Below are 11757 nucleotides of genomic sequence, written 5' to 3' on the forward strand. Positions count from 1 at the left end.
GGGCGAACGGTGGCAGCCGCATCTCGCGACTGCCGTTCGAGTCTAATGCAACCAATGGCATGACACGATGAACCTTCACGAGTATCAGGCAAAACAACTGTTTGCCGACTATGGCCTGCCGGTGTCCAAGGGCTTCGCCGTTGACACCCCGGAAGACGCTGCTGAAGCGTGCAAGAAGATTGGCGGCGACAAGTGGGTCGTCAAGGCACAGGTCCACGCAGGTGGCCGCGGCAAGGCCGGCGGCGTCAAGCTGGTCGAGAGCGCACAAGCCGCTTCCGACTTCGCTTCCCAGTGGCTGGGCAAGAACCTGGTGACCTACCAGACTGACGCGAATGGTCAGCCGGTCACCAAGATTCTCGTCGAGAACTGCACCGACATCGCCGAAGAACTGTACCTGGGTGCCGTCGTCGACCGTACCACTCGTCGCATCGTCTTCATGGCTTCCACCGAAGGCGGCGTGGAAATCGAGAAGGTTGCCGAAGAGACACCGGAAAAGATCCTGAAAGCCGAGATCGATCCGCTGGTCGGCGCTCAGCCGTACCAGGCGCGTGAACTGGCCTTCAAGCTGGGTCTGAACCCGACCCAGATCAAGCAGTTCACCAAGATCTTCCTGGGTCTGGCGAAGATGTTCGCCGACAAGGATTTCGCGCTGCTGGAAATCAACCCGCTGGTCATCACCGACGAAGGCAACCTCCACTGCCTCGACGGCAAGATCAACATCGATGCCAACGCCGTCTACCGTCACCCGGACCTGCAGGCGATGCACGATCCGTCTCAGGAAGACGAGCGTGAAGCGCATGCTGCCAAGTTCGAACTGAACTACGTTGCCCTCGACGGCAACATCGGCTGCATGGTCAACGGCGCAGGCCTGGCGATGGGCACCATGGACATCGTCAACCTGTCTGGCGGCAAGCCGGCCAACTTCCTCGACGTGGGTGGCGGTGCTACCAAGGAACGCGTTGCAGAAGCGTTCAAGATCATCCTGTCCGACGACAACGTCAAGGCTGTTCTGGTGAACATCTTCGGCGGCATCGTGCGTTGTGACATGATCGCCGAAGGCATCATCGGTGCCGTCGAGCAGGTCGGTGTCAACGTGCCGGTCGTGGTGCGTCTGGAAGGCAACAACGCTGAACTCGGCGCCAAGAAGCTGGCCGAAAGCGGTCTGAACATCATCGCTGCTACCAGCCTGACTGACGCGGCGCAGCAGGTTGTCAAAGCTGCGGAGGGCAAGTAATGAGCATTTTGATCGACAAGAACACCAAGGTGATCTGCCAGGGCTTCACTGGCGGCCAGGGTACCTTCCACTCTGAACAAGCCATCGCCTACGGCACCAAGATGGTCGGTGGCGTGACGCCGGGCAAGGGTGGTCAGACTCACCTGGGCCTGCCGGTGTTCAACACCGTCGCGGAAGCCGTTGCCGAGACTGGCGCTGAAGCGTCCGTCATCTACGTGCCGGCACCGTTCTGCAAGGATTCCATCCTTGAAGCGGCCAATGCAGGTATCAAGCTGATCGTCTGCATCACCGAAGGCGTGCCGACTCTCGACATGCTGGAAGTCAAGGTCAAGTGCGACGAGCTGGGCGCGCGTCTGATCGGTCCGAACTGCCCGGGTGTCATCACTCCGGGTGAGTGCAAGATCGGCATCATGCCGGGTCACATCCACCAGCCGGGCAAGGTCGGTATCGTGTCTCGTTCAGGCACCCTGACCTATGAAGCCGTCAAGCAGACCACTGACCACGGTTTCGGTCAGTCCAGCTGTGTCGGTATCGGTGGCGACCCGATCCCGGGTTCCAACTTCATCGACATCCTCGAGCTGTTCGAGAAGGACCCGAAGACCGAAGCCATCGTCATGATCGGCGAGATCGGCGGTTCCGCTGAAGAAGAAGCGGCTGCCTACATCAAGGCGAACGTCACCAAGCCGGTCGTCTCCTACATCGCTGGTGTGACTGCGCCTCCGGGCAAGCGCATGGGCCATGCAGGCGCCATCATCTCCGGCGGCAAGGGTACTGCCGACGAGAAGTTCGCGGCTCTGGAAGAAGCTGGCGTCAAGACTGTGCGTTCACTCGCAGAGATCGGCGATGCCATCAAGGAAGTCACTGGCTGGTAAGCCTGTGATCTCCTGACAGCGCTCGGCGGCAACGCTGATTGCATGTCACCGAAAGGGCAGACCCACCGGGTCTGCCCTTTTTTCATGTCTGTCATTCGGTGAGGGAGTCATTGTCGGGAGCGATAGCTCATGCAAATGCGCATCACATCGCCTTCGCCACCCCAGACGGCAGGTGCGTTTGGATCAAGCAATTGCTAATCTGATGAGGTTCATTGGCACCTGACCAAGCGACACGTGCAGATGCCCCACGGCGAAACACGACTCACTGATAAGGATGTTCCATGCTCAAGACCTTCCCCGCTGTCACGCGTTCCGCCCGCCTGCTGGCGCTGCTGTCTCTGCCGTTGGTTACCGGCATTCCGCTGATGGCCAGTGCAGATTCCGGCGCCGCGGCAGCGTCCGCTCCTGAAGCCTCAGCGAGCATGCAGGTGCCTGCCAAGGGCATCGAGTCCGTGACCAGTCGTGAGGATGTCGCCACCGTCCAGGCGCGTCTGGAGAAGGCGCTCGAGGCCAAGGGGCTGACGCTGTTCAGCGTCATCGAGCATGAGGCGGGTGCCGAGAAGGTGGGGATGGAACTTCCTGCCACGCATACCGTCATCTTCGGCAACCCCAAGGTCGGTACCCTGTTGATGCAGTGCAATGGTTCGGCTGCGCTGGATCTCCCGCAGAAGATGCTGATCCGTGCCGTGGAAGGGGGCAGCGTGATCGAGTGGAATGATCCGCAGTATCTGGCCAATCGTCATGATCTGGATGACTGCAAGCTGCCGCTGGACAAGATCGGTGGGCTGCTCAAGGGCCTGGCGGCCGAGGCAGCGGGGCAATGAGACGTGAAGACGCCACGTTTCAGCGCTGATCCACCCAGTCTGGACGACACTGACACGAGCACTGACATCAGACACTGACATCCGTTTCTGACATCCGTTTCTGACATCGCGCAGGACGAAAAAAGCCGGACTCCCTGAGGAGTCCGGCTTTTTCATGTGTCACCGCTCGCTTTTCTGCAAGCCGTCCTGCCGTGAGTCCTACAGGGCTTCGCCGTTGTGCTTGAGCCACTGTACCGCGCGGTCCGGGTAGTCCGTGAAGACGCCATCGACATCGGCGTCGACGAAGAACACGCGCAGCATGTCATCATAATCGCTGGCCCAGTCAGGGATGCGACCCTCATCAAGCCGGAAGGTATAGGGCATCACGATCAGGCCTGCCGCATGCGCTTCCTTGACCAGCGGCGTGACCTTGATGTCGTCCCGGGTCGAGCTGTCCTCGATCACCATCGGCTTCCACGGCCCGATGCCATCGGCATAGCCGGCAATCCGCTGCATGGCCCCATCCTGATACATCCAGTCATAGCTGTAGGGCTCGAGCTTGCCATCCGAGCCCGGCTGGAAGGTCATGTCCCAGCTGGTCTCGCCCATCAGCTGCACCAGTCGCAGGTCCATGCCCAGCTCGGGCTGCAGCGTGTCGTGGATGCGTTCGAGTCCATTGGGATCAAAGACCTGCACGATGGCATTGTCGTCATGGTCCACATAGCCGTACTGCTTGAGCGTCTCGAGGACGGCTCTGGAGATTTCCTTGCCCTCGGACTGATGGAACCAGGGGGCCTTGATCTCGACATACAGGCCGACATCACGGCCCGTGGAGTGATTCAGGCCCTGAATCATCTCGATCTCCTCGCTCAGCGTATGCAGACCGAAGTGGGACTTGCCCAGCGGGAAGCGCTCGGGGTAATCCGTGACACGCTCGCCATCCTTGACGGTGAAGCCCTCGCTGAAGGCCAGCTTGCGCAGCTCATCCAGGGTGAAGTCGATGGCATAGTAGCGGCCATCCTCACGAGCGCGGTCCGGGAAGACATCGGCGACATTGGTCACGCGATCCAGAAAGCGATCATGCAGCACCACCAGCTGATCATCCTTGCTCATCACCACGTCCTGCTCAAGGAAGTCGGCACCTTGGGCATAGGCCATCGACTTGGCGGCCAGCGTGTGCTCGGGCAGGTAGCCCGAGGCACCACGGTGAGCCACGACGACCTTGTCGGTGCCATGGCCGGGGTCGATGCTGCGCAGCGTCGCGTCATCGGCGAGGGCAGTGGAGGCCGTGGTCACAAGCAATGCGCCCATCACGCCAAGACGCGTGAGTGAGCGGTGAGTCAGGAAATGAGGGGAGCCGGACATGTGGGATCACCTTGGATGTGGTTATTGTATGGACGTTCAACATCGAATCATTACCATAACAAACACTTATCCAAATGGCGATGAGCAATGGAAATGAATGATGATGCGCTGGAGCTGTCCGGCAGAGGCGGGTCGCTGGGGGTCAGGCCGAGGGCGAGCGACGATTGAGCAGGCGGGCCAGCATGCCGCGTCCCGCCATCACGAAGAACACCGGGGCACCGGCGATCAGGTAGAAATAGAAGGTGACGGCGCGCCAGATGACGACGGCGGCAGCGGCGGTGGAGGCACCGATGACAGGCCCCAGCAGTGCCGTGGACGAGAGTTCGGCACCGCCTGCACCACCGGGCAGCAGCGTCAGTTGCCCGGCGGCGAGCGAGAGCATCTGCACGATGAAGGTCCAGCTCCAGTCGATGTCGCGCCCAAGTCCCGCGACGGCCAGATAGAGGATGGAATAGCGCAAGAGCCAATGGGCGCAGCACAGCAGAAAGATCAGGCTCAACGTCAGGCGAGGCAGGGCGAGCGTCTCGATCAGTGCATGGCGGAAATGGATCAAGGCACGCGCCAGTCTGAGGCGCGAACGATGGCGTACCTTGAGCCAGCGCAGCAGGCGGCCACTGGCCTTGATCAATCGTCGATGATGCTTGCCGAGCGCCGCCAGCAGGCCGAAGCCGATGATCAGCAGCAGCGCCGGCACGGCCAGCATCCAGCCCAGGCGTAGATCGATGGTATGCGACAGTGCGTAGAGCCCGATGCTGGCGAGCGCCGAGAGAAAGAACAGCATGTCGGTCATCTGGTCGACGGCAAACACCGCCGAGGCGTGTGCCGGGCGTACCCCCTGACGTGCCAGCAGCCCCATGAGAGTAAGCGGGCCGCCACTGCCACCCGGCGTGGCGCTGATGGCGAACTCGGTGGCCATCACCATGCCCAGTGCACGCCGCTGTCCGAGGTGGCCGCCACGCCCGGCCAGCAGCAGGCGCAGGCGTCCGGCATTCAGGTTCCAGCACATCACGATCATGCCCAGCATCAGCGCGAAGGTCTCGAGGGGGAACTGGCGCAGCTGGCTCCCCAGCCCACTGCCGCCCAGCACCAGCGGCACGGCGATGACCAGCACCAGGCCGGCTCCCAGCATCCACAGGGCGCGATTCATGGTGGATTCTCGTGTTCAGGCGATGGGTGGAAGGGCATGGTGCCCAGGGCATGCTGCGGGAACTCAGGCAGCACTGTCGGCATTCCGTCGATCGGCGGTGAGCAGCCCCTTGTGTGTCAGCCAATCGAGCTTGGTCATCGGCAGGTAGCCATCATCCAGCAACCGTGTGACAAGTCGTGCCCAGTAGTCTCGCGAGCCCGTGTGGCGCATGTCGACCGGATGCAGTCCGAGGCGCAGGACATCGGCGTCACGCTCACGCGCCATCTTGCGTTCCGTGACCCAGCGGGACATGGCGCGCCGCGGCGCGGAGCGCGCGCTCCACACCAGTCCCGGAGCATCGATGGGGGTGAAGTCCGGCAGGCGATAGAGGTGCTGAGGGTCGCTGGTGTATTGGAAGTCCAATGCCTGCAGGGCGCGCCGTGTGCCGTCACTCATCAACCAGGCCGGTGCCACGAAGCCCGACAGCGGCCAGCCGAGCCGCTTGAACAGGGCAGCGCCTTCCTGAAGACGCCGTCTGGCTTCGCTCTCATCGAGGGGGTAGAACTCGCCTTCCCAGGTCAGTACGCGGCGCATCACGTAGTCACGTGGCGTGCGGGGCGGCGGCGCATCATCGCAATGATGAAAACCATGCAGCGCCAGCTCATCGCCCTGCTGTCTGCGGGCCTCCAGCAGGGCAATGAACTCGGGAGCACTCTCGAGAGGGTTGCGATGGTGGAAGTCCGGCACCACCAGCCAGGTGATCGGGCAGGGATGGCCAAGTCGCTCCTGACACAGCTCATCCATCTGATTGACGAAGTCGCGATAGTCCTGCCAGGTCTCGGGAGCGATGTCGTGGAGGACCAGCAGGAAATGCTTTCTGGCGGCTGGAGACTCACCCATGTGTCACCTCTTCCAGTATCGGTTGCAGCTGAGTGCCGGTGACGGCGCGATAGTGATCGAGCAGTCCATCCACCACGCGGTCCCAGTCATGGTGCTTCTCCACATGACGACGCGCCTGGCGACCCAGGGCCGCCGGGTCATTGGCGAAGATGTCCTGAACGGCACGCGCCATGGCATGCGGTGCATGAGGATCACACAGTTGGCCACAGCCCAGCGGAACATTTTCCGCCAGCGCACCGGCGCGAGCGGCCACCACTGGCGTGCCGCAGGCCATGGCTTCCAGCACGACCAGACCGAAGGTCTCCTGTGTGCCGGCATGCAACAGCACATCGACGGAGGCGACCAGTCGTGCCACCTCCGCGCTGCTGCAGAAATGGCCGGTAACACTGACATTGTCCGGCAGGTGGCGAGGCATCCCGGAGCCGATCAACAGCAGATGGTAATTCGGGCCAAGCAGACGGGCGACTTCCAGCAGCTCGTCGAGATTCTTCTCGCGTGAACCGCGGCCGGCGAAGGCCAGCAGTCGCACGTGATCCGCCAGGCCAAGTTCACGTCGCAGGTCCTGATCCCGGCAATCGGGGTGGAATGTGTTCAGATCGACGCCCAGTGGCTGGATGTGGACATTGCGTACCCCGAGTCGATCCAGTCGCCTCGCCATCACGTCACTGGGTGCCAGCACGCGATCGAAATGGCGATAGAGGCGCTGCACATAGCGATCGACATTGGCCCCCGACCACTCGCCGAGACGGTTGGTGATCAGACGTGGCAGATCCGAGTGATAGAAGCCGATCACCGGGACATCCAGCTTGCGGCCTGCATCCAATGCCGCCCAGGCGGTGACGTAGGGGTCACCTGCCTCGATCACGTCCGGCTGCAGTGCCAGCAGGGTGCTGACCCAGCCTCCACGCCTCAGCGGGAAGCGGTAGCCATTGCCGAAGGGTATCGGGGGTGCCGGGACGTGATAGAGGTCATCGCTGACACTGGAGGACTCTCCGGGAACCAGCAGGCTGTGACGAATGCCTGGTCGGCTTCGTAGGCGTCGTCGCTTGGCTTCCAGATAGGTTCTCACGCCGCCGCTGGACGGCGCATGAAACATCGTCATGTCTGCAACGTGGAGCATCTATTAGATTCCGTTGTGTTTTCTGGCAGACAGCGCCGAAAGGTCAATTCTTGTGCCCAGTCTGAGTCTGCTATTGATCTGGGGGGGAGAGGGGTGGGCTTCAAGTAGGCTTTTGGGAACGCGGAAGTCATGTTGCGCAACTGGCTCTGCTTTCCGGTCGCTGGCTACCCCCTGCACTCAAGAGTGACACGCCAACCCTACGCCACGGATGGCGTGACCCATGTGACAGCGGCCGGAGGATTTTGTGCGATGCCAGCCGAGGAGGCGTCATGCTGGCACTCCAGCAGCGAATGCGTTCGCGGGCACAACACGGTTGCGGCGTTGGTGAGCCGCGGTGCAGACAGAACGTGATGCGGGGGGAGTGATTCAGGGGAGTGATGCGGGTAGGGGACTCAGGGGACTGATGCGGGAAGGACGTGATACTGGAAGAAAGTGATCAAGGGAGAGAGTGAAAAAGGGAGAGAGTGAAAAAGGGAGAAGCGACGGGACACCTGGCCATGTCACGGCAAAAAAATCCCACCCGGGCAGCCGGATGGGAAAGTTGCGTGCACTACAGGAATTCAGGGGATACGCGGATGGATTCCCGAGGCCTTCTCAGACGCGGACTACGCCTGGGAGTGCCTCAGGACTCATGAGAACGATTGAGCGGACAGGAAGGACATCGTCTGGCCCAGCTCTTGGGAGAAGGCGGCTTCGGGCTCGGCGGGACGTTGACTGGCGAGCAACACGAGGCTCAGCAGCATGCCGGCTGCGAGCAGCAGGCGATTGCGTGTCCGGCGGCGGTCCCGCTCCAGCAGCATGGCCACATGCTCCATCGCCTCCTGCTGGATCTCACGCTGTCGCTGTGGCGTGACCGCGTCACGCGAGTGGCCATCTGACGGCTGATCGGTAACACGTGCCAGGACCATGGCCGGCTGGCGCACGATGGCGGCGTGTTCTGCAGCATGACGCTGTGAGGCAGCAGGCGAGCGATGGAATTTCATGGGAGGTCCTCTCACGGCAAGTGGCAGCATGGACAGATGGCAATGACTGACTCGGTACTTGACTCAATCAACGTTGGCGCGAGGAGTGTGGATGCCTCGTGTCTCGATGAAATGAGTGTAACGTGATTTTCTGTTTCATAAAATTACAATTTATCACGATTCGATCACGCTATGAATACGTTACGTTGCAGCAACGAAAACGCCCCGGGCGCAGAGCGCTCCGGGGCGTGGGGTACCGCCATCCTGTCAGACGGCGGTGAGCAGGTCGCGGCTTATTCGGCCGGACGACCCACCAGTGAACGACGTTCTTCACGGGCTTCGGTCAAGGAGACCTTGATGATGTCGCCCAGTGAGTAACGCAGCTCGTCTTCGATGCGCACACGGCCTTCCTTGTCATCGATCGCGACCTTCTTGCGATCAGTGTGGATCAGCGGTGCTGGAATGAAGACGCTGGCGCCATTCTCTTCCAGGCGCACACGCATGCCACCGCGACGGATGTCGATGATCTCGCCAGTGAAGACCTGCTGCTCTTCGGCGGCCTTGGTCAGGTAACGCACGTAGAGCCAGTCCTTGACGTCGCGCTCAGCCATGCGGTTGAGACGACGACGTTCACTGAGGTGTTCGGTCAGCTGCTCGGTGGCTTCGGCCGGAGCATCCTGACCCAGAATCACGCGCTTGATCAGGCGATGGTTGACCATGTCGCCGTACTTGCGGATCGGGGAAGTCCAGGTGGCATAGGCCTCGAGACCCAGACCGAAATGCGGGCCCGGCTGGGCAGACATCACGGTGTAGCCCTGGAAGCGACGCATGCGCACGTCCAGCCAGGTATCCTCGCGGCTGTCCAGCTCCTGGCGCAGCAGGCGATAGCCTTCCAGGCTGCCCAGCTGTTCCGGCGTCGCGGTGATCTCCTGGGTGGCCAGGAATTCGATGGTGTCGTCGTACTTCTCCGGTGCAAAGCCCTGGTGCACGTTGAAGATGCCGTGACCGATGTGCTTGGAGAGCAGACGGGCGCAGCTCAGGTTCGCGGTGATCATGGATTCTTCGATCATGCGATTGCTGATGCGGCGATGGTCGGCACGCACGTTGAGCACGTTGCCTTCCTCATCCAGCTCGAATTCGAAGTCCGGACGCTCGCGGAAGATCTGGGAGTTGCGTGCACGCCAGGCGATACGCGCCTGAGTGAAGGCTTCCAGCTGACGCAGGCCTTCGGCCAGCTCCTCGGTTTCCGGCTTCCAGCTGCCTTCCTGGCCTTCGATCCAGTCAGAGACGTTGTCGTAGGTCAGGCGGTGATGCGAGCGCATGGTGGCCGCGAAGAACTTCGGCTCACCGATCACGCCGTCGGTGTCGATGTCGACGATGCACATCAGCGTCGGACGGTCTTCACCTTCCTTCAGCGAGCACAGGTCATCGGCCAGGATTTCCGGCAGCATGGTGACGTTCTGGCTCGGCAGGTAGACGGTGAAGGAGCGCGTGCGCGCCTCTTCGTCCACGCGGCTGCCTTCCGGCACATAGGCGGTCGGGTCAGCGATGGCGATGCTCAGGGTCCAGCCGCCTTCCGGGCGCTCGACGATGTGCAGGGCGTCATCCATGTCACGGGTCTTCTCACCATCGATGGTGAAGAAGGGTACGTGAGTCATGTCTTCGCGGGTCAGACCTTCCTCCAGCAGCGGCCAGTCGTTGCCGCCCTCCGGAGAGGCCTGTTCCAGCGCGTGACGCGCCAGGGTGACACGCCACGGCACGCGCGGGTTGTCCACCTCGGCGATGACTTCCTCGATCTGGGCGAAGAAGCTGCGGTCATCCTTGCGCATCGGGTGACGCAGCAGACGAGCCACGACCCAGTCGCCATCATTGAGGCTTTCCTCATTGATGCCGCGCTTCACGCGCGCTTTCATGCGCGTGTTGATGGACGGGTGATCCGGCATCACGTTGAGGCGACCGTCACGCTTGCCGACACGAGCGACGAAGCGGTCGACACCCGTCTCGATCAGCACTTCCGGCTGTACGGATTTCTTCTCGCCTTCGACCTTGACGGTCGCTTCGACGGTATCACCGTGCAGCACCTGCTTCATGGCGGGCGGCGGCACGAAATACGACTCGCCATCCTCGCACTCGAGGAAGCCGAAGCCCTTGTCGGTGCCTTTGATCACCCCCGTGACACGGGGAATTTCCTGGCGGATTTGATCTTTCAGCTGCGCCAGCAGCGAATTGTTCTGCAGCATTTCGGAAGTTCTGTTGGCGGGGTCAGTGGCTCACTATACGGACATGACGCATGGGGGGAAAGCGGCCAGAGACTCCGACGCCCGCACGGGCTGCGTGCGGGCGTCGGCAGCTGGCCGAACGAGTGGCGATGACGCCGCCGGTGGCGGTGCGTCGCTTGCGCCAGATGCGGCTTCAGACCGTGGCAGCAGCGTCCTGCAGCAGGCTGGAGACCGATTGATCACCATCGAACAGCGTGAAGACCGGTGCCTTGCGATGGCGACCTCCGATCTCACGCGCCTGCATCACGCCCAGCAGGAATTCCGCCACGTTGGCGCGTGAGACCTGCATCTCGTCGGACTTCTCCGCGTCCTGGGTCAGCTTGCCGTTGCCGGCTTCCTCGGTGAGGCGGCCCGGCTTGACGATGACGTGGCGCAGTCCGCTCTCGGCCAGGCAGAGATCCGCCGCCTTCTTGGCCGCGAAGTAGGGGCGCATGGCCGCCGGGCCTGCCAGCGGGGTCTCGGAGCGGATCGAGCTGACCTGGATCACCCGCGAGAGGCCGAATTCCGCGGCCAGTTCCGCAGTGCGCATGGCACCGTGCAGGTCGATGGTCAATGTCTTGTCAGGGCCGGTATGCGGGCCGGACCCCGCGACGAACACTGCCTGGTCACAGCCATAGAACGCCTGGCGCATCTCGCCTTCCAGGTCTCCGATGACGGTCGGAATGCCGCGTTCATGGAACCAGCCCTGCTGGTCCGTCGAGCGGATCATGGCGACGATGGGTTCGCCGGCGGCCTGGGCCTTCTCGCAGAGTTGACGACCGATCTTGCCATTGGCACCGATGATGAGCGTCTTGCGCATGTTGGCGACTCCTTGTTCGGGGGAACGAATGCAGCAGGCCGAGCCATCATCTCGAGAGAGCGATCCCCAAGCGATGACTCGGCGGGATACCGTCTTTCCTGCGGTCGGCCGGAGTGAACTTCAAGTGGTCCTGCCGTCGGGAGCCTGACAGGAGGTCAGGCCATGAGAGATGTGATGGGGGGAGTGGACAGAGCCGATCACACGCACGCGAGGCCGGCACTCGCAAGCCGCGCATGACTGATGTGAGCGCCGACACACCTACATGAGTCTTAGCTTATAAATACTGCGGTATTAAAG

Annotated in this window: 10 protein-coding genes; 3 read left to right on the plus strand and 7 right to left on the minus strand. The window is 62.0% G+C overall.

Annotated elements, in window-relative coordinates; translation table 11 throughout:
• The first annotated feature begins 67 nt into the window (after window positions 1–67).
• The 3 genes from sucC to ACZYGA_RS10375 all read left to right on the plus strand — a co-directional run bounded on the left by sucC (window position 68) and on the right by ACZYGA_RS10375 (window position 2930).
• A complete protein-coding gene (sucC, locus tag ACZYGA_RS10365; RefSeq protein ID WP_077379231.1) occupies window positions 68–1234 on the plus strand; it encodes an ADP-forming succinate--CoA ligase subunit beta in 1167 nt (388 codons plus the stop codon).
• Window positions 1234–2106: a succinate--CoA ligase subunit alpha gene (sucD, locus tag ACZYGA_RS10370; protein WP_065392579.1), complete on the plus strand. Its 873-nt coding sequence runs from the start codon at window positions 1234–1236 to the stop codon at window positions 2104–2106. The genes sucC and sucD overlap by 1 nt, the downstream gene beginning before the upstream one ends.
• A 281-nt stretch (window positions 2107–2387) precedes the next feature.
• Window positions 2388–2930, plus strand: coding sequence for a DUF302 domain-containing protein (locus ACZYGA_RS10375; RefSeq protein WP_136939005.1), 543 nt, complete (start codon window positions 2388–2390; stop codon window positions 2928–2930).
• A 198-nt stretch (window positions 2931–3128) separates the two neighbouring features.
• Here the strand turns inward: ACZYGA_RS10375 and glpQ are convergent, their stop codons facing one another.
• The 7 genes from glpQ to ACZYGA_RS10410 form a co-directional block, all read right to left on the minus strand.
• Window positions 3129–4274 carry a glycerophosphodiester phosphodiesterase gene (gene glpQ / locus ACZYGA_RS10380; RefSeq protein WP_205632712.1) on the minus strand — a complete coding sequence of 382 codons (1146 nt, stop codon included), beginning with the start codon at window positions 4272–4274 and terminating at the stop codon, window positions 3129–3131.
• Between the two features lie 142 nt (window positions 4275–4416).
• On the minus strand, window positions 4417–5421 hold the full coding sequence (locus tag ACZYGA_RS10385; protein ID WP_077379233.1) for a glucosaminyl phosphatidylglycerol flippase: 1005 nt from the start codon (window positions 5419–5421) through the stop codon (window positions 4417–4419).
• A gap of 63 nt (window positions 5422–5484) precedes the next feature.
• Window positions 5485–6300 (minus strand): N-acetylglucosaminyl phosphatidylglycerol deacetylase, encoded by an 816-nt coding sequence (locus tag ACZYGA_RS10390; RefSeq protein ID WP_176493622.1) that lies wholly within the window; start codon window positions 6298–6300, stop codon window positions 5485–5487.
• The gene (locus ACZYGA_RS10395; protein ID WP_205700501.1) at window positions 6293–7420 is read right to left on the minus strand and encodes an N-acetylglucosaminyl phosphatidylglycerol synthase; all 1128 of its coding nucleotides are present in this window, start codon (window positions 7418–7420) and stop codon (window positions 6293–6295) included. Before ACZYGA_RS10395 ends, ACZYGA_RS10390 begins: the two co-directional genes overlap by 8 nt.
• A 629-nt stretch (window positions 7421–8049) precedes the next feature.
• The gene (locus ACZYGA_RS10400) at window positions 8050–8403 is read right to left on the minus strand and encodes a hypothetical protein (RefSeq protein WP_077379237.1); all 354 of its coding nucleotides are present in this window, start codon (window positions 8401–8403) and stop codon (window positions 8050–8052) included.
• 272 nt (window positions 8404–8675) lie between these two features.
• On the minus strand, window positions 8676–10622 hold the full coding sequence (locus ACZYGA_RS10405) for an exoribonuclease II (RefSeq protein ID WP_136939002.1): 1947 nt from the start codon (window positions 10620–10622) through the stop codon (window positions 8676–8678).
• Between the two features lie 172 nt (window positions 10623–10794).
• Window positions 10795–11460, minus strand: a complete 666-nt coding sequence (locus ACZYGA_RS10410; RefSeq protein WP_479399099.1) for an NAD(P)H-binding protein — start codon at window positions 11458–11460, stop codon at window positions 10795–10797.
• Window positions 11461–11757 lie beyond the last annotated feature (297 nt).

Source organism: Cobetia sp. BL01, from assembly GCF_056493605.1.

Bases quoted from the DNA above. Each gene is read 5' to 3' on its own strand.
- ACZYGA_RS10385 (WP_077379233.1), bottom strand. From the start codon at position 5,421: ATGAATCGCGCCCTGTGGATGCTGGGAGCCGGCCTGGTGCTGGTCATC.
- ACZYGA_RS10395 (WP_205700501.1), bottom strand. From the start codon at position 7,420: ATGCTCCACGTTGCAGACATGACGATGTTTCATGCGCCGTCCAGCGGC.
- sucC (WP_077379231.1), top strand. From the start codon at position 68: ATGAACCTTCACGAGTATCAGGCAAAACAACTGTTTGCCGACTATGGC.
- ACZYGA_RS10375 (WP_136939005.1), top strand. From the start codon at position 2,388: ATGCTCAAGACCTTCCCCGCTGTCACGCGTTCCGCCCGCCTGCTGGCG.
- ACZYGA_RS10405 (WP_136939002.1), bottom strand. From the start codon at position 10,622: ATGCTGCAGAACAATTCGCTGCTGGCGCAGCTGAAAGATCAAATCCGC.
- ACZYGA_RS10390 (WP_176493622.1), bottom strand. From the start codon at position 6,300: ATGGGTGAGTCTCCAGCCGCCAGAAAGCATTTCCTGCTGGTCCTCCAC.
- glpQ (WP_205632712.1), bottom strand. From the start codon at position 4,274: ATGTCCGGCTCCCCTCATTTCCTGACTCACCGCTCACTCACGCGTCTT.
- ACZYGA_RS10400 (WP_077379237.1), bottom strand. From the start codon at position 8,403: ATGAAATTCCATCGCTCGCCTGCTGCCTCACAGCGTCATGCTGCAGAA.
- ACZYGA_RS10410 (WP_479399099.1), bottom strand. From the start codon at position 11,460: ATGCGCAAGACGCTCATCATCGGTGCCAATGGCAAGATCGGTCGTCAA.
- sucD (WP_065392579.1), top strand. From the start codon at position 1,234: ATGAGCATTTTGATCGACAAGAACACCAAGGTGATCTGCCAGGGCTTC.